Origin of the sequence: Pseudomonas sp. P179 (genome assembly GCF_000478485.2) — a bacterium.
In the GTDB taxonomy this organism is placed as follows: Bacteria; Pseudomonadota; Gammaproteobacteria; order Pseudomonadales; family Pseudomonadaceae; genus Pseudomonas; species Pseudomonas aeruginosa.
On sequence record NZ_KI517355.1, the window covers coordinates 330,793 to 353,661 of the forward strand.

Annotated in this window: 20 protein-coding genes; 12 read left to right on the top strand and 8 right to left on the bottom strand. The window is 67.2% G+C overall.

What is annotated here, in order from left to right:
• The first annotated feature begins 111 nt into the window (after nt 1-111).
• Nucleotides 112-996, top strand: coding sequence for a DUF1911 domain-containing protein (locus tag HMPREF1224_RS41825; protein ID WP_003113693.1), 885 nt, complete (start codon nt 112-114; stop codon nt 994-996).
• A gap of 15 nt (nt 997-1,011) precedes the next feature.
• Here the strand turns inward: HMPREF1224_RS41825 and HMPREF1224_RS41830 are convergent, their stop codons facing one another.
• The 8 genes from HMPREF1224_RS41830 to HMPREF1224_RS41865 all read right to left on the bottom strand — a co-directional run bounded on the left by HMPREF1224_RS41830 (nt 1,012) and on the right by HMPREF1224_RS41865 (nt 8,254).
• Complete coding sequence (locus HMPREF1224_RS41830; RefSeq protein WP_003113694.1) at nt 1,012-1,689, bottom strand: amino acid ABC transporter permease; 678 nt, start codon at nt 1,687-1,689, stop codon at nt 1,012-1,014.
• 1 nt (nt 1,690) lies between these two features.
• On the bottom strand, nt 1,691-2,407 hold the full coding sequence (locus HMPREF1224_RS41835; protein ID WP_003089046.1) for an amino acid ABC transporter permease: 717 nt from the start codon (nt 2,405-2,407) through the stop codon (nt 1,691-1,693).
• 80 nt (nt 2,408-2,487) lie between these two features.
• Nucleotides 2,488-3,294, bottom strand: a complete 807-nt coding sequence (locus tag HMPREF1224_RS41840; protein WP_003089047.1) for an ABC transporter substrate-binding protein — start codon at nt 3,292-3,294, stop codon at nt 2,488-2,490.
• A gap of 298 nt (nt 3,295-3,592) precedes the next feature.
• Nucleotides 3,593-4,069 (bottom strand): hypothetical protein, encoded by a 477-nt coding sequence (locus HMPREF1224_RS41845; protein ID WP_003089049.1) that lies wholly within the window; start codon nt 4,067-4,069, stop codon nt 3,593-3,595.
• 81 nt (nt 4,070-4,150) lie between these two features.
• Nucleotides 4,151-5,098, bottom strand: a complete 948-nt coding sequence (locus HMPREF1224_RS41850; protein WP_003089050.1) for a LysR family transcriptional regulator — start codon at nt 5,096-5,098, stop codon at nt 4,151-4,153.
• Nucleotides 5,099-5,165: 67 nt separating this feature from the next.
• A complete protein-coding gene (locus tag HMPREF1224_RS41855) occupies nt 5,166-6,686 on the bottom strand; it encodes a tripartite tricarboxylate transporter permease (RefSeq protein WP_003089051.1) in 1,521 nt (506 codons plus the stop codon).
• The gene (locus HMPREF1224_RS41860) at nt 6,683-7,213 is read right to left on the bottom strand and encodes a tripartite tricarboxylate transporter TctB family protein (RefSeq protein ID WP_010794162.1); all 531 of its coding nucleotides are present in this window, start codon (nt 7,211-7,213) and stop codon (nt 6,683-6,685) included. The genes HMPREF1224_RS41855 and HMPREF1224_RS41860 overlap by 4 nt, the downstream gene beginning before the upstream one ends.
• 27 nt (nt 7,214-7,240) lie before the next feature.
• Nucleotides 7,241-8,254 (bottom strand): Bug family tripartite tricarboxylate transporter substrate binding protein, encoded by a 1,014-nt coding sequence (locus tag HMPREF1224_RS41865; RefSeq protein ID WP_010794163.1) that lies wholly within the window; start codon nt 8,252-8,254, stop codon nt 7,241-7,243.
• 266 nt (nt 8,255-8,520) lie between these two features.
• Between HMPREF1224_RS41865 and HMPREF1224_RS41870 the strand changes: the two genes are divergently transcribed.
• From HMPREF1224_RS41870 to HMPREF1224_RS41920, 11 genes are all read left to right on the top strand, one after another.
• Nucleotides 8,521-9,846, top strand: a complete 1,326-nt coding sequence (locus HMPREF1224_RS41870; RefSeq protein WP_010794164.1) for an MFS transporter — start codon at nt 8,521-8,523, stop codon at nt 9,844-9,846.
• Nucleotides 9,839-10,798 (top strand): amidohydrolase family protein, encoded by a 960-nt coding sequence (locus HMPREF1224_RS41875; protein WP_010794165.1) that lies wholly within the window; start codon nt 9,839-9,841, stop codon nt 10,796-10,798. The genes HMPREF1224_RS41870 and HMPREF1224_RS41875 overlap by 8 nt, the downstream gene beginning before the upstream one ends.
• Nucleotides 10,795-11,808 carry a 4-hydroxythreonine-4-phosphate dehydrogenase PdxA gene (locus HMPREF1224_RS41880; RefSeq protein ID WP_010794166.1) on the top strand — a complete coding sequence of 338 codons (1,014 nt, stop codon included), beginning with the start codon at nt 10,795-10,797 and terminating at the stop codon, nt 11,806-11,808. The genes HMPREF1224_RS41875 and HMPREF1224_RS41880 overlap by 4 nt, the downstream gene beginning before the upstream one ends.
• A gap of 172 nt (nt 11,809-11,980) precedes the next feature.
• A complete protein-coding gene (locus HMPREF1224_RS41885) occupies nt 11,981-13,231 on the top strand; it encodes an OprD family porin (RefSeq protein ID WP_010794167.1) in 1,251 nt (416 codons plus the stop codon).
• Nucleotides 13,232-13,416: 185 nt separating this feature from the next.
• A complete protein-coding gene (locus tag HMPREF1224_RS41890; protein ID WP_010794168.1) occupies nt 13,417-14,739 on the top strand; it encodes an MFS transporter in 1,323 nt (440 codons plus the stop codon).
• 30 nt (nt 14,740-14,769) lie between these two features.
• Nucleotides 14,770-15,945 carry an L-lyxonate dehydratase gene (locus tag HMPREF1224_RS41895; RefSeq protein WP_003113703.1) on the top strand — a complete coding sequence of 392 codons (1,176 nt, stop codon included), beginning with the start codon at nt 14,770-14,772 and terminating at the stop codon, nt 15,943-15,945.
• Between the two features lie 27 nt (nt 15,946-15,972).
• Nucleotides 15,973-16,968 (top strand): AraD1 family protein, encoded by a 996-nt coding sequence (gene araD1 / locus HMPREF1224_RS41900; protein WP_003111007.1) that lies wholly within the window; start codon nt 15,973-15,975, stop codon nt 16,966-16,968.
• Between the two features lie 128 nt (nt 16,969-17,096).
• The gene (locus HMPREF1224_RS41905; RefSeq protein ID WP_010794169.1) at nt 17,097-18,680 is read left to right on the top strand and encodes an aldehyde dehydrogenase (NADP(+)); all 1,584 of its coding nucleotides are present in this window, start codon (nt 17,097-17,099) and stop codon (nt 18,678-18,680) included.
• Between the two features lie 648 nt (nt 18,681-19,328).
• Nucleotides 19,329-19,949, top strand: coding sequence for a paraquat-inducible protein A (locus tag HMPREF1224_RS41910; protein WP_003089139.1), 621 nt, complete (start codon nt 19,329-19,331; stop codon nt 19,947-19,949).
• Nucleotides 19,942-22,245, top strand: coding sequence for a PqiB family protein (locus tag HMPREF1224_RS41915; protein WP_010794170.1), 2,304 nt, complete (start codon nt 19,942-19,944; stop codon nt 22,243-22,245). Before HMPREF1224_RS41910 ends, HMPREF1224_RS41915 begins: the two co-directional genes overlap by 8 nt.
• A 79-nt stretch (nt 22,246-22,324) precedes the next feature.
• Entirely contained in the window at nt 22,325-22,807 is a 483-nt protein-coding gene (locus HMPREF1224_RS41920; RefSeq protein ID WP_223309047.1) for a transcriptional regulator, read from the top strand.
• Nucleotides 22,808-22,869 lie beyond the last annotated feature (62 nt).

Here is a 22,869-nt window from a genome sequence, read left to right on the forward strand (position 1 = left end):
CGGGGCACCACGCTGCGCTAGCATCGGCCGTCCATACCGGATGCGGCCTGGACGGCCGCACTCCGGATCGCACGGAACGGCCGGAAACGGCCGCGATCACCACAGGCCGCCATGCACGCATTCCCCCTCACCCTGGACAACCGACTCGCCGAAGCCCTGCCGCTATGGCGCAACCTGGCCCGCACCGACCGGGCGCCGCGAAGGAACATCGACCTCGCCGACTGGAAAGCCGACTGGCGCGAACTGATCGCCGCGCTCGACAGGTTTTCCCGGAGCCACGGCTATCGCCAGCCGTTCGCCGCGCAAGGGCACGCAGCCCTGGAAAACGCCTGGGCCTGGGGCCAGGCCGCGGAAAACGCCAGTACGCTGCTGCTCAAGGCCATCGACCGGGGCCTGGCCGGCGCCGAACTGCGCTCCATCTACCTGGAGACCGCCGCGCTGTGGCTGGACTACAGCCGGCTGCTCGGCGCCGCCCGCGACAGCCTGCGCGAGCAGGGCGAGGTCGACTTCGAGACGGCGCCGGCCCTGGCGCCGCGCACAGGCCAGTATCCGTTCGCGCTGCAACTGCTCGCCATGGGCGTGCTGCTCGATGCCCAGGAGCTCATCCCGGCGCTGGTCGAGGAGGTCCTGCAGTTCGATACCGACCGCCTGCTCGACTATCTCGGCGCGGCCGCCCTCGGCCTGACTTCCGCCAGCGAGGAAACCTTCCATCCACGGCCGTTCGGGCAGTTGCGGGCGTTCTTCGAAGAGGCGGACGGCAGCGACGCCCAGGCGCTGGCGCCTTACCTGCAAAGCCAGTACCGGGAGTTCTTCCAGCTTTCCCCCAAGGCGCAGAAGAAGACCCGCCGCCTGACCGGCCCCTACGCCTGGGGCTGGTGGGCCATGGAGGTGTCGGCGCTGGGCGTGCTCTACGGCTGGGACGATGGCGTCCTGCGCGCCTCGCCGCATTACCTCGGCGACCTGGTCGACTACGCGCGGGCGCGCGGCGACGCCTGAGCCACCGGCCGCCGCTCAGGCCCGCCGGCGGCGGGCGAGGAACGCGGCGGCCAGGTCGAGGCTGGTGCAGAGCAGGAAGTAGAGCAGGGCGACGAACAGGAAGATCTCCGTCGGGTGGACCATCACCCGGTTGCTCACCTGGGTGGCGACGAAGGACAGCTCGCCGACGCCGATCACGTAGGCCAGGGAAGTGTCCTTGATCAGCGACACCCACTGGTTGAGGAAGGATGGCAGCATCACCGGCAGCGCCTGCGGCAGGATCACCAGGCGCAATACCTGCCACGGCCGCAGTCCGAGCGCGCGGGCGGCCGCCCACTGCCCGGCGGGGAGGCTGTGGATGCCGGCGTACACCGAGTGGGCGAGGTAGGCGCCGCCGATCAGCGACAGCGCGCAGACCACGGTGGCCAGCGCCGGTACGTCGACATGGAAGACGATCGGCAGCAGGAAGTAGGTCCAGAAGATCAGCATCAGCACCGGGATCGCGCGGAAGAAGCCGAGCAGCGCCACCAGCAGCAGGCGCGGCTTGCCGGGCAGCACCGCGAGGGCCACGCCGAGGACCAGGCCGAGCACCGCCGAAGCCAGTCCGGAGAGCGACGCCAGCAGCAGGGTCAGCGCCGCTCCGCCGAGCGGGCCGTCCGGGTAGGCGCCGAGCAGCAGGTAGGACAGGTTGTCCGAGATGACCGAGAAATCCATCTCACGCACCTCCCTGGCGGTAGCGGCGGGTCTGCTGCAACGCCTGGCCGAAAGCTTCGATCAGGGCGATGGCGCCGATGTAGAGAAGGGTGGCGATACCGAAGGCCTGGAAGGTCTTGAAGGTCTCGGTTTCCACCTGGCGCGAAGCGTAGGACAGCTCGGCCAGGCCGATGGCCATCGCCAGCGAGGAGTTCTTCAGCGCATTCATGTACTGCCCGAGCAGCGGCGGCAGAGCCGTGCGCAGGGCCTGCGGCAGCACCACCACGCGCCATACCTGGCGCTGGGTCAGCCCCAGGGCGAGGCCGGCGGCGCGCTGCTCGGGGCGTACCGAGGCGATGCCGGCGCGGAACTCCTCGGCGACGAAAGCCGAGGTATAGAGGGTCAGCCCCCAGGCACCGGCGAGGAACTCGAAGGACGGCCAGTCGAGCAAGGGCGTCTCGTGCGGCGTGTTCAGCCAGCTCACCAGCGCCTCCGGCAGCAGCGCGGGAACGCCGAAGTACCAGAAGAACAGCTGCACCAGCAGCGGGGTATTGCGGAACAGCGCCAGGTAGGCGCGCGCCGGCCAGGACAGCAGGCGCCGGCGCGACAGCCGGGCGATGGCCAGGGGGGCGCCGATCAGGGTGGCGAGCAGGCAACTGAGCAGGGCAAGACCGAGGGTCAGCAGGAAGCCGTCGAGCAACCAGCGCAGGTACTGCGGGGCGAGAAGTTCGCCGAACATGTGCGGGATTCCGTCGGGTAGAACGAAAAACGCGCTTCAGCGAAGTGAGGCGCGCGGGTCGTGCGGGCGAAGCGGGCCGCTCAGCTCTTGTCGCCGATCTTGTACAGGCGCGCCAGCGGGGTCTTGGTCTGCGGACCGAACCAGGTGTCGTAGATCTTCTGCGCCTGGCCGTCCTGCTCCAGCTCGCGCAGGCTCTTGTCGACGAACTCGGTCAGGGCCTTCTCGCCCTTGGGAATACCGACGCCGATCAGGTCGTTGGAAATGGTGAAGGGCGGCACTTCGTACTTGTCGCGGTCGGGCACGTTGGCCAGCAGGCCGATCAGCTTCGGACCGTCCTGGGTGATGGCCTGGACCTGGCCGTTGCGCAGGGCGGTGAAAGCGAAGGGCGTGTCGTCGTAGGCGATGACCTTGGCTCCGGGGAACTTCTCGCGCAGCACGCCTTCGTTGACCGTGCCCTTGTCCACGCCGACCCGCCACTTGTTGAGGACTTCCGGCGAGGTCAGGGTGCCTTTCTTGACGATGAACTGCTGGCCGGAGGAGAAGTAGGGGATGCTGAAGTCCACCTGCTGCGCACGCTCCGGGGTGATGGTGAAGTTGGCCAGGACCAGGTCGACCTTGTTCGCCGTCAGCAGCGGGATGCGGTTGGCCGGGTTGGTCGGCAGCACTTGCAGCCGGACGCCCAGCTTGTCGGCCAGGGCCTTGGCATAGTCGACGTCGAGGCCTTCGATCTGCTTGCTCTTGGCGTCGACGAAACCGAACGGCGGGTTGCTGTCGAAGGACGCGACGCGCAATACGCCGGCCTTGCGGATGTCCTCCAGGCGGTCGGCCTGGGCCAGGCCGGAGATCAGGGCGAGAGCGAGGGCGGTGATGGCGGGGAGTTTCTTCATGAAAGTTCCAGCTCCTTGTCGGCCGCGATCGACGATCAGGGCCTTGCATTGTGGGGCGGACATTCCGGATGGGAATGCCGCCATGTCGGCGCGGGGGTATCCCGTGGCGAAGGGAGTTTGGCAGGGGCCAAGGGTCGGGAGAAAAGAATGAATCGATCTATCTTATTTCCAGACGAAATAAGAGGTATGAAAACAAGGATTCAAGGAAATAAAAAACGATAGCGTAACGCCATTGTCCGCAGGGCTTCCGCGTCGGGGGTTCGTCGTCGAGAAGGAAGGCCGGGGCCCGGCGGCCCCGTCAGCGGCTGTCCCGGCAGTCGATCACACTGGCGTTGGTGATGATGTCCCGGCTGTCGGTGTACAGGGTGATGCTGCAGAAATAGTCGAGGATGGTCTCGTTCTCGTAGTAGCCGGTCTTGCGATAGACCGCCTCGCTACTCACCGGCGCCATGCCGGCGACCCCCTGGCCACCGACGCCGACCCAGGTCTCGCGCTGGCCGACGTACTCGGTGCCGGTCTGTATGAAGACCTTGTCCGGCCCCATGTGGGTCCGCACGCGGTTCCAGGCGTAGAAGCCGCCGCTACCGTAGGACGAAGGGCCGAGGCCCTGGTCGGGCTTGCCGAACAGTTCGAAGGCCTTGCCGGCGGGCTGGCCGATGAGCTTCTGCGCGGCGACCTTGACCTCGTTGTCGCGATTCCCCGACTGACCGAGGGAGGCGCAGGCGCTGAGACCGAGGACGAGCAGGGCGAGACCGAAGGGCTTGATCGAGGGCATGGCATTCACTCCGTTGAAATGCCGCAGGATGTTAGAGGTCCAGCCGGCTCGCGGCTATTAGCTCATTTGTGCTAGTGCCGCTCACTTCGCCAGGTGCCGCGCCTGTTCGGCATGTACGCTGGCCATGAAGGTCTGCATGGCCGAGGAGTGGACCCGGTTGCGTCGGGTGATCAGGCCGTAGGGCGGCAGGCGCGGCTCCAGCTGGATCGGCAGGATCGCCAGCAGGTGCTTGCCCGGGTAGTCCTCGATCACCGAGCGTGGAGTGATGCCGATCATGTCGGTCTGTTGCAGCAGGGAGAGCAGGGTCATGATCGAGGTGGTCTCGACGATACTGCTCGGCAGGTCGATGCGCGCATTGTGGAAGGCCTGGTTGACGATCCCGCGCATCGGGCTGGGGTGCTGCTGCAACACCCAGGTCAGCTCCTGCAACTCGCCCCAGTCCAGCTTGCGTGCCTGCGACAACGGGTTCTGCGCGCCGACCACCACGCAGAGTTCTTCCTCGCCGAGGCTGTCGAACACCAGGTCGTCGGTGCGCGCGCCGCTGGGGATGCGTCCGAGCACCACGTCCAGCTGGTCCTGTTGCAGGGCCTGGACCAGCACGTCGCTGGTGTCCACCTGGATGCTCATCGACAGCCGTGGATGACTCTGCTTCAGGGTGGCGATGGTGCGCGTCAGCAGGCTCGAGGCCAGCGCCGGGATCGCTCCGACGGTGACCCGGCCGAGGTTGCCGGATTCCAGCGCGACCAGTTCCTCGCGCATCCCGGACAGCTCGGCGAAGATCATCCGCGAGTAATAGATCAGCGTCTCGCCGAAAGGCGTCGCGCGCATGCCGCGCGGCAAACGCTCGAACAACTCGACGCCGAGCAGGTCTTCGGCCTCGTGGAGCATCTTGGTCGCCGCCGGCTGGGTCATGCCGATCTCGTCGGCGGCGCGGCGCAGCGAGCCGAGTTCCTCCAGGGCCAGCATCAGGCGCAACTGGCGCAGGCGCAGGCGGCTGTGGATGATGCTGGCGTCGGGAATCCGGGACATGGCGTATCTCGCTGACGGCGGGGAGACCCAGGGTGACAAGAAATCCACCCCGCCGCCAGACGCAGGCTCAGGCGGCATGCCGGAGACTCCGCCGGCCACGCCGGAACAGCGCCCCGGCGCACCGCGCCAGCAACGGCCAGAGCAGCATCGCCAGCGCCGCGCCGGTCAGGCTGGCCACCAGCGGGTTGGACCAGAACACCGAGAGTTGCCCGTCGGAGAACAGCATCGACTGGCGGAACGCGTCCTCGGCCTTGTCGCCGAGCACCGCGGCGAGCACCAGCGGGGCGATGGGGTAGCCGAGTTTCTTGAACAGGTAGCCGAGCGCGCCGAACAGCAGCATCAGGACCACGTCGAGCATGGCGTTGTGCACCGAGTAGGCGCCGATGGCGCAGACCATGACGATGATCGGTGCGACGATGGCGAACGGAATCCGCAGGATCGAGGCGAACAGCGGCACGGTCGCCAGTACCACGATCAGGCTGACCACGTTGCCCAGGTACATGCTGGCGATCAGGCCCCAGACGAAGTCGTGCTGTTCGACGAACAGCGTCGGCCCGGGATGCAGCCCCCAGATCATCAGGCCACCGAGCATCACCGCGGCGGTCGCCGAGCCGGGGATGCCGAGCGTCAGCATCGGCAGCAGGGCGCTGGTGCCGGCGCTATGGTCGGCTGTCTCCGGAGCGATCACGCCTTCCACCTCGCCCTTGCCGAAGTTCTCGCGGTTCTTCGAGAAGCGCCGCGCCAGGCTGTAGCTCATGAACGAGGCGGCGGTGGGGCCGCCCGGAGTGACGCCCATCCAGCAGCCGACCAGCGCGCTGCGCAGCCAGGTCAGCCAGTAGCGCGGCAGCCTGGCCCAGGTACGCAGGATCACCATCGGCGTGATGCGTGCGCGCTCGCCGCGAAACACCAGTCCTTCCTCCACCGTGCAGAGGATCTCGCCGATGCCGAACAGGCCGATCACCGCCACCTCGAAACTCAGCCCGGAAAGCAGCCAGGGCTGGTCGAAGGTCAGGCGCAGGTCGCCGGACACGGTATCCATGCCCACGGCGGCCATGGCGAAACCGATGGTCATCGCCACCAGGGTCTTCAATGGCGGGTTGCGGCTCATGCCGATGAAGGTGCAGAACGCCAGCAGGTAGACGGCGAAGAACTCGGGCGAGCTGAACGCCAGGGCGAAGCGAGCGATATGGGTGGACAGGAAGGTCAGCAGCAGCACGCCGACCAGCGCCCCGAGGAGCGCCGAGGTGAAGGCGGCGGTCAGCGCTTCGCCGGCCTGGCCGTTGCGCGCCATCGGGTAGCCGTCGAAGGTGGTGGCCACCGACGACGGCTCGCCGGGAATGTTGAACAGGATCGAGGTGATCGAGCCGCCGAACAACGCGCCCCAGTACATGCAGGAAAGCAGGATGATCGCCGACACCGGCGACATGCTGAAGGTCAGCGGCAGCAGCAGCGCCACCCCGTTCGGCGCACCGAGGCCCGGCAGCACGCCGACCAGGATGCCGAGCAGCACGCCGATCACCATCAGGCCGAGGTGATGGGCGCTGAGGACCAGGCTCATGCCCTGCATCAGGGAATCGAATTCGCTCATGGCCTGGCGCTCCCGACGAAGGCCGCAAGGTCGACCAGTATTCCGGCATCCAGCGGGACCTTGAACCAGACGGCGAAGACCAGGTAGCTGGCCAGCGCCGCACCGCAGGACAGCGTGACGATCAGCGGCACGCCGTAGGGTTTGTCGCGGCTACGGTCGCGCCACATGAACCAGGCGATGAACAACGCGGAGGCGAGGTAGATCCCGGCGAACGGCATGGCCGCCACGTAGGCGGCGATCGGCAGGAACACCGCAAGCACCCGGCGAAAGGCCGTGCGGGCGACGAACGAGGTACCCAGCGCCCGCCAGCGGCACAGGGCCATGAGCAGGTTGCCGAGGCTGGCGGCGCTCAGCAGCAGGCCGATGTAGAAGGGGAAATAGCCGGCCTCGGGGCCGCTGTCGCCCCAGCCGATGCCGATATCCTGGCTGCCGTACATGACGATCGCGCCGAGCGCGGCGGTGAACAGCGCCAGGCCGATCTCCACCCAGCGGGTGGCGACCAGCGGCGCATCGGATGAGCTGGACATGTTCGTCTCCTGGTCGCGCTACGCGGGTTACTGGCGAAGCCAGCCGGCTTCCTGGAACAGCGGGATGACGCGCTGGCGGTCCTTCTCGATGTAGCTCACCAGGTCCTCGCCTGCGAGGAAGGTCGGCGCCAGCGCCGAGCGTTCGACATAGTCCCTGAACTCGGCGGTCTGGCTGACCTTGCGCATCAACTCGACGTAGAAGGCGCGCTGCTCGTCGCTGACTCCGCCGGGCAGGAACACGGTGCGCGGGAAGCGGTACTGGTCGATGCCCAGGCCCTGTTCGTGGCAGGTGGGGATGTCCGCCCAGGACTGCTCGGCAGCGACCTTGGCGGTGTAGATCATGCGCTCGTGGCTGAACACGCAGAGCGGCCGGACCTGGCCGCCGCGCCACTGGCTGAGGCTTTCCGCCGGGTTGTTGAGGTTGGCGGCGATGTGCCTGCCGGCCAACTGGATGGACGCCTCGCTGCCGCTCTTGAAGGGGATGTAGGTCAGCTTGCCGCCGACCTGCTTGCCGAGCAGCAGGCTTAGAGTCTGGTCGACGTCCTTCGACTGGCTGCCGCCGAAGCGCATGCCTGTCGCGTCCTTCTTCAGATCGGCGAGGAACGCCGCGGCGTCCGCCCACGGCGCCGCCTGGTAGGTCCAGAGGATGAAGTCGTCCTCGGCCACCGCCGCCACCGGCGTCAGGTCGGTCCATTGGTAGCCCAGCCGGGCCACCAGCGGCAGCAGGTAGACATTGTTGGTGCCGATCACCAGCTTGTGCGCGTTGCCCTGGGCCAGCTTCAGGTCGAGGAAGGCTTCGGCGCCGTTGCCGCCGCCCTTGTTCAGCACCACGGTGTTGACGTCGAGCAGCTTGTTCTGGCTGATCGCCGACTGGACCAGGCGGGCGAGTTGGTCGGTGCCGCCACCGGGACCGCCGGCGACGACGATCTCCAGGTTCTCTTCGGGTTTCCAGGCAGCCGCCAGGGCGGGCAGGGTGGTGCAGCAGAGCAGGGCGCAAGCGGCCAGGAAGGAGGGGACGGAGCGCGCATATGCGGTACGCATGGAGGACCTCTGGTTGTCATTGTTGTTATGGGTAGAGCGGAGTGTGCGAAGCGCACCGATAAGCGTCCACTCAAAATAAGGCATACACCGATAGCCTGGGGTTATGAGTGGAAGCGGATGTCGGATACCTGGAGCGATAACCGTAGGAAATGGCCGTATGAGCAGCTTTGATTAGACGGTTATCGATGGAAAGCCGGATAGTGGGCCTGCCGGACCTGCCAACCCAGTTCCGCAGCACAAGAACAACAATAAAAGAGGTACGACCCATGGCTCAGGCACAGACCGCCGTGCTCCAGGCTGATCCTGCCCAGGACAAGGCCACTGCCGCAAAACCCAGCAACGTCCGCTGGCGCATCTTCGCCATCGTCTTCGCCCTGACGGTGATCAACCTGGTCGACCGGGTCTCGCTGTCCATCGCCATGCCCACCATCGCCGGTGAATTCCAGCTCACGCCGAGCATGCAGGGGCTGATCCTCAGCAGCTTCTTCTGGGCCTACGCGCTGTTGCAGATTCCCGGCGGCTGGCTGATCGACCGCTACGGCCCGCGCCGGGTGATCGGCTGGTCCACCGGCCTCTGGGGAGCCTTCCAGACCCTCGCGGCCTTCGCCAGCGGCGGCCTGTCGCTGATGTTCGCCCGGGTCGCCCTGGGCGCGGCGGAAGCGCCGCTGTTCCCCTCCGGCGGCAAGCTCAACTCGCTGTGGCTGGGCTCCAGCGAACGCAGCCGCGGCGCCGTGCTGATGGACTGCGGAGGGCCGCTGGGCGTCGCTCTCGGCGGACTGGTCATCGCCTACCTGATCGCCGTGCTCGGCTCCTGGCGCAGCGCCTTCTTCATCGCCGGCATCGCCACCCTGGCCATGGCCTGGCTGGCCTGGCACTACCTGCGCGACGACCCGGCCGAGCATCCCGGGGTCAACGCCGCCGAGCTGGGCCGGATCAACGCCGACCGCACCACCCCGCTCGCCGAAGCGGACTGCCAGGCCGGCGGAAGACTGGGCATCGCCGGCCGCTCCCTGGTCGGTATCGTCCTCGGCCGCGCCAGTTGGGCCATGGTGTTCTTCGGCCTGCTGACCTGGGGTCCTAGCTACCTGGCGCAGGCGCGCGGCTTCGATATCAAGGGTATCGGCGCCGCGACCTTCGTCATCTTCCTCTGCGGCGCCGTCGGTTCCCTGGTCGGCGGCTTCCTCTGCGACCTGCTGATCCGCAAGGGCGTGCGCCGCGGCCTGGCGGCCAAGGGCCTGCTGACGGTCTCGGGCCTCGCGGCGCTGGTCGCCTTCCTGCTGTTGCCGAGCCTGGAAGATGCCTATGCCGCCGTGACCCTGCTGGCGCTGACCGCCTTCTTCCTGATGTGGGGCAGCCTGTACTGGAGCTTTCCGGCCTTGCTCGCCACTCCGGCCCGGGTCGGCCTGGTCGGCGGGGTGATGAACATGGCCGGCAGCCTCGGCGGCATCGCCGTGCCGATCCTGGTCGGGCTGCTGCTGCAACACCTGGGCGGATATGCCGCGGTGCTGGGCTTCTTCGCCCTCTGCTCGGCAGCCTTCATCGCCGGCACCCTGCTGATTTCCCTGGACAAGACCGAGGCAAAGCATGGCTGAGCTGTACGACGGGCCGATCGTCGACGCCCATCATCATTTCTGGGACCCGCAGGCGAACTACCACCCCTGGCTCGCGGAGGACGCCAAGATTCCGTTCCGCTACGGCGACTACAGCGCGATCAAGCGCCGCTACCTGCCGGCGGACTACTTCGGCGACGTCGGCGCACACCGGGTGGTCGAGACGGTCTACGTGGAAACCGAGTGGGACCCGCGCGATCCGCTCGGCGAAACCCGCTTCGTGCATCACCTCGCCGAACGCCATGGCGCGCCCCACGCGGTGGTGGCGCAGGCCTGGCTGGACGCGCCGGACGCCGCCGAGGTGCTGGCGGCGCAGGCGGGCTTCGCACGGGTCCGCAGCGTCCGCCACAAGCCCGGCGGTCCGCAACGCCCGCAACAGGTCGGCGAGCTGCGCAGCCTGATGAGCGACGAGCGCTGGCGTCGCGGCTATGCCGAGCTGGCCCGGCACGGCCTGCACTTCGACCTGCAGACACCCTGGTGGAACCTCGCCGAGGCCGCATGCCTGGCGCGCGACTTCCCCGATACGCTGATCGTGCTCAACCACACCGGCCTGCCGTCCGATCGCAGCGAGGAGGGGCTGGCCGCCTGGCAACGGGCCATGGCGCGCTTCGCCGAATGCCCCAACGTGGCGTTGAAGATCTCCGGCATCGGCCAGGCCGGCCGGCGCTGGAGCGTCGAGGACAACGCCTGGATCGTCCGCGAAAGCATCGCCCTGTTCGGCGTCGAGCGGGCGATGTTCGCCAGCAACTTCCCGGTGGACAGCCTGTGCGGCTCGTTCGACGACATCTATGGCGGTTTCAAACGCATCGTCGCCGACCTGCCGTACGCCGACCAGGAACGGCTTTTCCATAGCAACGCGCGGCGCATCTACCGCACCGTACCCGACACCGTGCGCCTGCAGCAGGCGTCGCCCGACCCGAGGACTTCCCCATGAACGCTCCATCCCTACCGCGACTGGCCATGGTCCTGGGCGATCCGGCCGGCATCGGCCCGGAACTGATCGCCCGCCTGCTGGCCGACACCGAGGTGCGCGAGAAGGCGCACATCGTGCTGATCGCCGACGAAGCGGAAATGCGCCGCGGCATGCGCATCACCGGCTGCGAATTCCCCTACCGGCGCATCGACGCGCTGGAAACCCTGGATTTCGCCGACGCCACGCCACTGCTGCATCCCTGGCTCAGCCAGGGCGGGGACGAGTTCCCACGCAGCGAAGCGAGCGCCGTCGGTGGCCGCTACAGCCTGGAAACCCTCGCGCTGGCCCTCGAACTGACCCGCAGCGGCAGGACCGACGCGATCCTCTTCGGCCCGCTGAACAAGACCTCGCTGCACATGGCCGGCATGGACCACAGCGACGAGTTGCACTGGTTCGCCGAGCGCCTGGGGTTCGGCGGCCCGTTCTGCGAGTTCAACGTCCTCGACGACCTCTGGACCTCGCGGGTGACCTCCCACGTAGCCCTGGCCGAGGTGCCGGGCCTGCTCAGCCAGGAGCGGGTAGGGGAGGCGATCCGCCTGATCGACGACGCGCTGCGCCGCAGCGGCCTGGCGCGGCCGCGCATCGGCGTCTGCGGACTGAACCCGCACAACGGCGACAACGGCAGCTTCGGCCGCGAGGAGCTGGACATCATCGCTCCGGCGGTGCAGAAGGCGCGCGAACAGGGGATCGCCGCCGACGGCCCGTATCCCGCCGACACCATTTTCCTCAAGGTGCAGGGCGACGCCCGTGCCTTCGACGCGGTGGTGACCATGTACCACGACCAGGGGCAGATCGCGATCAAGCTGATGGGCTTCTCCCGCGGCGTGACCGTCCAGGGCGGCCTGCCGATCCCCATCGCTACGCCGGCCCACGGTACCGCCTTCGATATCGCCGGGCAGGGAAGGGCCGACGTCGGCGCCACCCGCCAGGCGTTCGAGATCGCCTGCCGGATGGGCAGGCGCAAAGCCTGATCGCCTGCATGCGACGCGACAACCAGAGCGCCGCCCCTTCGTAACGCGCTCCCTGGCGCCTCCCTGTACCGTCGCGGCGGGGCAGGAGGCGTCGCACCTTCGACGAGAGACACATCGCCTGGAGCCGCAGCGCTCCACGGCTCGCTTCGGCCTGGGAAAAGGAAAAACAACAATGACCCGTTCCGCTCCGAACCTGCTGAAATCCGCCTCGCTCGCTCCGGTCCTGCTGGCCGGCCTGCCGTCGCTCGCCGGCGCCGAGAGCTTTATCGAAGACGCCAGCGTCAGCCTCGGCCTGCGCAATCTCTATTTCAATCGCGACTTCCGCCAGCCCGGCGCGGCGCAGTCGAAACAGGAGGAGTGGGCCCAAGGCTTTCTCCTACAGGCGAAGTCCGGCTATACCCAGGGCACCCTGGGCCTCGGCGTCGAGCTGATCGGCCAGCTCGGCCTGAAGCTCGACAGCAGCCCTGATCGTGCCGGCTCCGGGCTGCTGCCACGCCACGCCGACGGACGCGCAGCGGACGACTACGCGCGACTGGGCGTGGCGCCGAAGCTGAAGCTGTCGAATACCGAGCTGAAGCTCGGCGAACTGCTGCCGGAACTGCCAATCCTCCTGCGCAACGACGGCCGCCTGCTGCCACAGACCTTCCAGGGCGGCATGCTGACCTCCAGGGAAATCGCCGGCCTGACCCTGCACGGCGGGCAGATGCGTTCGCTCAGCCAGCGCAACTCCAGCGACCACCAGGACCTCTCGGTGGATGGGCGCGGCGGGGCGTTCTCCGACCGTTTCGACTACCTGGGCGCGGAGTACCGCTTCAATGCCGAGCGCAGCCAGGTCGGGCTGTGGCAGGCGCGACTGCAAGACATCTACCGGCAGGACTACTACAGCTTGAGCCACAAGCAGAGCTTCGGCGGCTGGCGCCTGGGCGCCAGCGTCGGGCTCTTCGACACGCGCGACGAAGGTGCCGCGAAGCTCGGTGATCTGGAGAATCGCGCGCTGACCGGTTTCTTCAGCGCGACCCGCGGCGGCCACAGCCTCGGCGCCGGCTACCAGCGCATGTACGGCGACGACGGGATGCTCTACATCGCCGGCACCAGCACGCCGTTGGTCAACGACATCCAGGTGCGCAACTTCACCAGCGCCGGCGAGCGCTCCTGGCAACTGCGCTACGACTACGACTTCGTCGCCCTGGGCATTCCCGGGCTGACCGCCATGGCCCGCTACGCCAGCGGCGCCCATGCCCGGACGAAGGCGATGGACGACGGCCGCGCCTGGGAACGCGACGTGGACGTCGCCTACGTGATCCAGAGCGGCCCGCTGAAGAACCTCGGCCTGCGTTGGCGCAACGCCATGCTGCGGTCCAACCATGCCGCCGATGTCGACGAGAACCGCCTGATCCTCTCGTATTCCCTGCCGCTGCTCTGAGCGCAGGGCCGTTCTCGCTGCTGCCCGATAACCGGCGATTGTCTGATTGGTGAAAAGGTATTGCCTGGGGTTATCGATGAATGCGCAGAAGTGATTATCCGCGCGGGAGCAGCCTGGCTACAGTCGGCCCAACGCAAGCGGCCATGCCGCCTCCGCGTCGAACAACAACAAGAAGGAAGCCCTCCATGAGCGCCATGAACGACCACGCCAGGCTGCTGTCCTCGGCGATCGCCACCAGCCGCCTGCGGCTCCTGCCTTTCCTGGTCCTGATGTATGTACTGGCTTTCATCGACCGGGCCAACGTCGGCTACGCGCGGGCCTTCCTGCAAGCCGACACCGGCCTCGGCGATGCCGCCTTCGCGTTCGGCGCGAGCATCTTCTTCATCGGCTACGCCTGCTTCGAGGTGCCCAGCAACCTGATGCTGCACCGCCTCGGCGCCAGGGTCTGGCTGTGCAGGATCATGGTCACCTGGGGCCTGGTCTCGGCGGCGATGATGTTCGCCGACGACGCCATGACTTTCTATGTCCTGCGCTTCCTGCTGGGCGTCGCCGAGGCGGGCTTCTTCCCCGGCATCATCCTCTACCTCACCTACTGGTTCCCGCAGCGCAGCCGTGCCCAGGCGCTCGGCCTGTTCTATTTCGGCCTGCCGCTGGCGCTGGTGCTGGGCGGTCCGCTGTCCGGCTGGCTGCTGGAGTTCCACGGCATCTTCGGCCTGGCCAACTGGCAGTGGCTGTTCGTCACCGAGGGCCTGCTGGCCTCGCTGGTCGGCATTGCCGCCTACTTCTACCTGGTCGACCGCCCGCGCGATGCCGGCTGGCTGAGCGACGAGCAGAAGCGGGCGCTGGAAGGCGAGCTGGCCGAAGAAGACACCCGCAAACAGGCACGCGGCCCGCACGGCTTCCTCAGCGCCCTGCGCAGCGGCCAGGTGCTGAAGTTCTGCCTGGTCTACTTCACCATCCAGATGAGCGTGTACGGCGTGGTGTTCTACCTGCCGACCCGCATCGCCAGCTTCCTCGACGGCCAGGTCGGCCTGAACGTCGGCCTGATCACCGCGATTCCCTGGGTCTGCGCCCTGGTGGTAACGCGCCTGGTGACCCGCCAGGCCGACCGCAGCGGCCAGCATCGCCAGCTCGCGGTGGCCATGCTGGGCATGGCCGCAGCCGGTATCGCCGCCTCGGCGCTGGCCGGCAACCTGGGCCTGGCGGTGATCGCCTTCTGCTTCGCCGCGTCCGGCTTCGTCTCGGTGCAGCCGCTGTTCTGGACCCTTCCCACCGGCTACCTGAGCGGTGCGGCCGCGGCCAGCGGCATCGCCCTGATCAACTCCCTGGGCAACCTCGGCGGCTTCGTCGCGCCGAACCTCAAGACCCTCATGGAAAGCCAGTTCGCCGACCCGCGCGCCGGCATGTTCGCCCTGGCCGCCGTCGGCCTGCTCGGCGCCTGCCTGCTGACCCGGCTGAAGACCTCCGGATCGTCGTCCGTCCCGCTGCGAGCGCGGCAGGCCGGCTGACCCACACTACGCACCGATAGGAGCTGCGACATGAAAATCAAATCCGTCCGTACCCGCGTCTTCGAATGGAAGGGCAAGGTCGTCCCGCCGCAGGCGCACTTCTGCACCAATGCCAGCGACATCCTGTTCGAGAAGGGAGACGCCATGGGCTCGTTCCGCTTCCACGGCTGGCTGGTGGTGGAGATCGAGACCGACGACGGCCTCGTCGGCATCGGCAACTGCGCCCTGGCGCCGCGCGTGGCGAAGGAAATCGTCGACCTCTACCTGGCGCCGATCTGCATCGGCGAAGACCCGTTCGACAACGAGTACATCTGGCAGAAGATGTATCGCCGCACCCACGCCTGGGGCCGCAAGGGCATCGGCATGGCAGCCATCTCGGCGGTGGACCTGGCGATCTGGGACATCATGGGCAAGGCGGTGAACAAGCCGGTGTTCAAGCTGCTCGGCGGCCGCACCAAGGAGAAGATCTGGACCTACGCCTCGAAGCTCTACGCCAACGACAACCTCGACGCCTTCCTCGAAGAGGCCCAGGGCTACCTGAACCAGGGCTTCACCGCGCTGAAGATGCGCTTCGGCTATGGCCCCAAGGACGGCCCGACGGGCATGCGCAGGAACATCGAGCAGGTCCGCGCGCTACGCGAACTGGCCGGGCCGGACATCGACATCATGCTCGAATGCTACATGGGCTGGACCCTGGAATACGCCCGGCGGATGCTGCCGAAGCTCGCCGAGTTCGAACCGCGCTGGCTGGAGGAGCCGGTGATCGCCGATGACATCGAGGGCTACGTCGAGCTGAAGAAGATGGGGATCATGCCGATCTCCGGCGGCGAGCACGAATTCACCGGCCACGGCTTCAAGGACCTGCTGGAGCGCCGCGCGGTGGACGTCATCCAGTACGACACCAACCGCGTAGGCGGGATCACCGCCGCGCGCAAGATCAATGCCATGGCCGAGGCCTGGTCGGTGCCGGTGATCCCGCACGCCGGACAGTTGCACAACTATCACCTGACCATGGCCAGCACCGCCTCGCCGATGGCCGAGTTCTTCCCGGTGTTCGACGTCGAGGTCGGCAACGAGCTGTTCTACTACGTGTTCAAGGGCGAGCCGCAGCCGGTCGACGGCTATATCCAGCTGGACGACCACAAGCCCGGCCTGGGCCTGGAGATATCCGAAGAGCACCTCAAGGATTTCATCATCATCGAGTGATAGTCGGAGCCCACAGGAGGAGCCGAGATGCGGCTGATTCAATTCGAGGACCGGGCAGGGCAGCGCCGGGTCGGCGTCGTCGAAGGCGCCGGGATACAGGTGCTGCGCGGCGTGCGCAGCACGCGCGAACTGGGGCTGGCGGCGATTCGCGCGGGCAGCGGCCTGCACGACGAGGTGCTGCGCCGAGGCAGCGAGCCAGGCCCGGACTATGCCGGGTTGCTGGAGGAGGGAAGGGTGCTGCCGCCGCTGGATCATGACGACCCGGCCCATTGCCTGGTCAGCGGCACCGGCCTGACCCACCTGGGCAGCGCCGCGACGCGCGACCGCATGCACCAGCAGAACCAGGGCGACGAGACCGCGCTGACCGACACCATGCGCATCTTCAGGTGGGGCCTGGAGGGCGGTAAGCCACCGGCGGGCCAGGTCGGCGCGCAGCCCGAATGGTTCTACAAGGGCGACGGCGGCATCGTCGTGCGCCCCGGCGCGGACTTCCCGCTACCGGCCTTCGCCGAGGACGCCGGCGAGGAACCGGAGCTGGTCGGGCTCTACCTGATCGGCGATGACCGCCGGCCTTACCGGCTCGGCTACGCCCTGGGCAACGAGTTCTCCGACCACCTGATGGAGCGCCGCAACTACCTGTACCTGGCGCATTCCAAGCTACGCGCCTGCTGCTACGGGCCGGAGCTGCGAGTCGGCGAACTGCCGCGCCACCTGCAGGGCGAGAGCCGGATCCTGCGCGACGGCGAAGTGCTCTGGCAGCAGGCGTTCCTTTCCGGCGAGGACAACATGTGCCACAGCCTGGAGAACCTCGAGTACCACCATTTCAAGTACGCGCAGTTCCTCCGTCCGGGCGACGTCCACGTGCATTACTTCGGTACCGCCACGCTGTCCTTCGCCGACGGGATCAAGGCTGCTCCGGGGGATGTCTTCGAGATCGCCATGGCCGAGTTCGGCGCGCCGCTGCGCAATGGCATCGCCGCCGTCGAGACCGCACTGACGCCGGGGCGGGTGGTAGCGCTCTGAAGCCCCACCGCCGTGCATAGGCCGGAGCTCCACGAGAGACCCGCGGCACGGTTTCCTTCATTCCTGCGGAGCCTTGGCTCCAACCCCGCCGGCCATCCCCGGCGGGGCTTCCCCTGTATGAGGTCGACATGACAGCCATCCTCGGACACAACTTCATCGGCGGCGCCCGCAGCGCGGCCGGCACGCTCTTCCTGCAAAGCCTCGACGCCGCCAGCGGTGAGGCGCTGCCGTACCGCTTCGTGCAAGCCACCCCGGAAGAAGTGGACGCCGCCGCCGAAGCCGCCGCCAGCGCCTACCCGCACTACCGGCAACTGCCGGCCAGCCGCCGCGCGGAATTCCTCGATACCATCGCCGCCGAACTCGACGCGCTGGACGATGATTTCGTCGCCATCGTCTGCCGTGAAACCGCGCTACCGGCCACGCGCATCCAGGGCGAACGCAGCCGCACCAGCGGCCAGCTGCGCCTGTTCGCCGAAGTCCTGCGGCGCGGCGACTTCCATGGCGCGCGCATCGACCGCGCCCGGCCCGAACGCAAGCCGCTGCCACGCGTCGACCTGCGCCAGTGCCGGATCGGCCTCGGCCCGGTGGCGGTGTTCGGCGCGAGCAACTTCCCCCTGGCGTTCTCCACCGCCGGCGGCGATACCGCCGCGGCCCTGGCCGCCGGCTGCCCGGTGGTGTTCAAGGCGCACAGCGGACACATGGCCACCGCCGAACGGGTCGCTGCGGCGATCCTCCGCGCGGCCGAGCGCACCGGCATGCCGGCGGGCGTGTTCAACATGATCTACGGCGGCGGAGTAGGGGAGCGGCTGGTACGCCACCCCGCGATCCAGGCGGTCGGCTTCACCGGTTCGCTGAAGGGCGGCCGCGCCCTCTGCGACATGGCGGCCGCCCGGGCGCAGCCGATCCCGGTGTTCGCCGAGATGAGCAGCATCAACCCGGTGGTGCTGCTGCCGGCGGCGCTGAAGAAGCGCGGCGAGGCCGTGGCCGACGAACTGAGTGCCTCGGTGGTGCTCGGCTGCGGCCAGTTCTGTACCAATCCCGGGCTGGTCATCGGCATCCGCTCTGCGCAATTCTCGGCGTTCCTCGAACGCTTCGCCGCCCGCATGGACGACCAGCCGGCGCAGACCATGCTCAACGCCGGCACGCTGGCCAGCTATGAAAAAGGCCTGGCGGCGCTGCACGCCCACCCGCACGTCCGCCATCTCGCCGGGCAACCGCAGGAGGGCCGCCAGGCCCGGCCGCAACTGTTCCAGGCGGACGTCAGCCTGCTGCTGGAGGGCGACGAGTTGCTGCAGGAAGAAGTCTTCGGCCCGGCCAGCGTGGTCGTCGAGGTCGCCGACCACGCCGAACTGAAGCGCGCGCTGCATGGGCTGCACGGGCAGCTCACCGCGACCCTGATCGCCGAAGCGGAAGACCTGGCGTCCTTCGCCGACCTGGTACCGCTCCTGGAACAGAAGGCAGGACGCCTGCTGCTCAACGGCTACCCGACCGGCGTGGAAGTCTGCGACGCGATGGTCCACGGCGGCCCGTACCCGGCCACTTCGGACGCCCGCGGCACCTCGGTGGGCACCCTGGCCATCGACCGTTTCCTGCGCCCGGTGTGCTACCAGAACTACCCGGACGCGTGGCTGCCGGAAGCGCTGAAGGATGGCAACCCATTGGGGATTGCGCGGTTGGTGGACGGGGTTGGGACGCGGGCGGCGATTGACTGAAAGAGGAACCGGGCAAAGACGAGGTTCGGAGGATATCGGAGCCTCAGAGGTGTGCAGCAGGACACTGGAGGAGCCCCGGAAGAGGCCCGCCAGTGTGCCTGCCTGTAAAGCGAGTATCGATCCAGGGCTACCCGAGTGCTCCTATCGTCCCATGCCTGGACGCGGAAAAGCCGCTTCTCGGTGTCGAGGGATTCTCGGCCGATACCGCCACTTGCATCGGCATGAGACAGGAGGCGCGCCACAATCTCTCCGGGGGTCCTTCCTTCCGTGGCGAATGCCATGATGCCTTCCTGGCAGGATCGCCGCTTGGCTCCGTATAGCGCGATGGAGAAAAACACATGAGACAATATTGACTCATGTGAACTATATAAGCATCATGCGATCCCAGCGCTCGATCATCGTCCAAGCGGCATGAATAGCGAGTCCGGCCCAGCCTGGCCAGATCGAGCCGAGCGGACAACTGATGCGCGTGAGTGGCCGAACCCATGCCATCGCTGTAACGCCCCGGACAGAATCGTCTTCCGACGGCAGCCTCCCCCGACAGGTGGTTTCCCCGTGCCCATTCCCTGCCGGGCAAGGCACAGGTTGGCCGCCGCGCTGGACGACGACAAACCATCACCGTCCCGGCAGAGATCCTGGAGAACGACAATGCGTGCGATCGATGCCGGCATTCTGGTCTGCGGCGAGTGCCACCAGTTGAATCGCGCCGACGGGAACGAGCATCCGCGTTGCAGTCGCTGCGGCGCGAAGCTGCATCCTCGGCGGCCGAACAGCATTGCCCGTACCTGGGCGTTGCTGATCTCGGCGATGATTCTCTACGTTCCCGCCAACCTGTTGCCGATCATGACCGTCAACATGCTCGGCAAGGGCTCCCCGGCGACCATCATGGGCGGGGTCGTGACCCTGATCCAGGCCGACATGTTTCCCATCGCCCTGGTGGTGTTCGTCGCCAGTATCGTCGTCCCCACCTTCAAGCTGGTCGGCATCGCCCTGCTGCTCTATTCGGTGCAGCGGCACCAGCCGATGTCGGCCCGCCAGCGAATCATGATGTACCGCTTCATCGAATGGGTCGGGCGCTGGTCGATGCTCGATATCTTCGTCATCGCCATCCTCGTGGCGCTGGTCAATTTCGGCAACCTGGCGAGCATCGAGGCCAATCTCGGCGCCGCCGCCTTCGCCAGCGTGGTGGTGCTCACCATGCTCGCCGCCGTGACGTTCGACCCCCGGCTTATCTGGGACAACACCAATCTGGACGACGAGAATGAGTGATTTGCCAAGCCCGAAGAAACACAAGACCTCGAACTGGTCGGCGATCTGGGTGCTGCCGCTGGTGGCCCTGGCTATCGGGGCCTGGCTGGGCTGGCGCGCCTACGACCAGGCAGGGGTGCTGATCCAGGTGCGCTTCGAGAGCAGCGATGGCATCCAGGCGAAGAAGACCGAGGTGCTGTACAAGGGCATCGCGGTCGGCAAGGTCGTCGCGCTGGATGTCAGCGAAGATATCAAGGGCGTGGTGGCCACCATCGAAATGGACAAGGAGGCGCGCCAGTACCTGAGCAAGGGTACCCGCTTCTGGCTGGTCAAGCCGCGGGTTTCCCTGGCTGGCGTCACCGGCCTGGAAACCCTGGTATCCGGCGTCTACATCGCGGTCGATCCGGTGAAGGGCGAGAAGGAAGAACGCAACTTCACCGCGCTGAAGCAGCCGCCCCCCCTTTCCGACAGGCTGCCCGGCCTGCACCTGACCCTCAAGGCCGATCGCCTGGGCTCCCTGGAGCAGGGCAGCCCGGTGTTCTACCGGCAGATCCAGGTCGGCCAGGTGAAGAGCTTCCAGTTGGGCGATGACCAGAGGACCATCGAGATCAAGGTGCACATCGAGCCGGCCTACGCCGACCTGGTGCGCAAGCACACGCGATTCTGGAACGCCAGCGGCATCTCCATTTCCGGCGGCCTGTCCGGCTTCAAGGTGCGTAGCGAATCGTTGCTGACCCTGGCGGCCGGCGGCATCGCTTTCGCTACTTCCGATAGTCAAGGCGACAGCCCGCCGACCGATCCGAGCAAGCCGTTCCGTCTGTACGACGACTACGACGCGGCCCAGGCCGGTCTGCGCGTGAAGCTGAAGATGAACGACGTCAGCGGCATCGATCCGGGCCGCACTCCGGTGATGTTCAACGGCGTGCAGGTCGGCCTGGTCAAGTCGATCGACATGGACAAGGACTACAGCAGCGCCACTGCCGACCTGGCGATGGATCCGCGGGTCGAGGACATGCTGCTGGAAGGCACCGAATTCTGGACCGTCAAGCCAAGCATCTCCCTGGCCGGCATCACCGGCCTCGAGGCCCTGGTGAAAGGTAACTATATCGACGTGCGCTTCGCCAAGAGCGGCGCGCCGAGTCGCGAGTTCACCATCCGCCCGAAAGCGCCGCCGCTGAACACCGACGCGCCCGGCCTGCACCTGGTGCTGACCAGCGACAAGCTCGGCTCGATCGATATCGGCGCGCCGATCCTCTACCGCCAGGTCCGCGTCGGCAGCGTGCAGAGCTACCAGCTGTCGCGCGACCGCCAGCGAGTGGTGGTGGGTGTGCACATCGAGCCGGAGTACGCGCACCTGGTGAATACCTCGACGCGCTTCTGGAACTCCAGCGGGATCACCCTGACCGGCAACCTCAGCGGCGTGCAGGTGAAGAGCGAGTCGCTACAGACCCTGATCACCGGCGGGATCTCCTTCGACACCCTCGATCCGAAGGCGCCGACCGTGACCAAGGTGCGTCGCTTCACCCTCTTCGACAGCGAGGAGGCGGCGATGGCCCGTGGCGTGGAAATCCAGCTGAGCATCGACAATGCCGACGGCCTGCGCGAAGGCACGCCGATCCGCTTCAAGGGCCTGGACATCGGCAAGATCGAAAGCGTCGAGCTGAACCCGGACCTCTCCGGGGTACTGATGAAGGCCCGCCTGACTTCCGCCGGCGAGCGCGTCGCCCGCAGCGGAACCCGCTTCTGGGTGGTGCGTCCGGCGCTCGGCCTGCTGCGTACCGAGAACCTCGGAACCCTGGTCAGCGGCCCCTATATCGAGGCGCTGCCGTCGAGCACGCCGGGCGAGCGCCAGGCACGCTTCCAGACTCTCGCCGAAGCGCCCAACCTGCTGGGTCGGGAAAACGGCCTGCGGCTGACCCTCAGCGCGCCGCGCAAGGGCTCGATCAAGCCGGGCAACCTGGTGACCTACCGGCAGATCCCGGTGGGCAAGGTCGTCGACCTGGCCTTGGGCGAACAGGCCGACCGGGTGCTGATCAGCATCCTCATCGAACCGCGCTACGTACCGCTGGTGCGTACCGGCAGCCGTTTCTGGAATGCCAGCGGCTTCGGCGTCGACGCCAGCCTGTTCAAGGGTCTGTCGCTACGCACCGAGTCGATGGAGGCGCTGATGGAGGGCGGCATTGCCTTCGCCACCCCGAACAATGCGCAGATGGGCGAGCCCGCCAAGCCGGGGCAGACCTTCGCCCTGTTCGATTCGGCCAATGACGAATGGCTGGAGTGGGCGCCCAGGATCGCCCTGAGGAGCGGGGCCCGTTGATGTCGCATCGCACCGCGGCAGCATGAATCCATTCGATCAACCCAGAAGGAGAACGCCGATGTCCAGGCGCTTGCTTTTCGTGGCCACCCTGGTCGCGACCCTTTCCCTTGCCGCTCATGCCGACGAACCCCTGCCATCGGTCGAGCAGGTGATGAACGAGCACAAGGAAAAGATCAGGAACCAGCTGGAAACCATCAACTACAAGCGCAAACGGATGGTCGAGGCAAACATGGCGCTGGACGGCACCGAAGCCGAGACGTTCTGGCCGATCTATTCACGCTACCGAGGCGAGACGGACAGCCTGCACAAGGAGACATTCCAGCTCCTGCTCGAATATGCCCGCGCCTATGGTTCCGGCAGCATTACCGACGCGGAAGCTTCGAGGATGGTCGACCTCTATCGGGGATTGCAGGAGAAACAGCTGGCCGTGCTGCACCGGTACGTGCAGGAAGTGGCCGAGAAGATGTCACCTCGGCGGGCCATGCGCTTCCTGCAGATCGAAGCGCAGCTGGACGCGCTGGAGGCGTTGCAGATCGGCAAGCAGGTTCCGCTGATCAATTGAGTTTCACGGCACCGGCCGCGTCCATGCCTGGGCGAGTTCCGCATCGCCCAGGCGCATCGTTT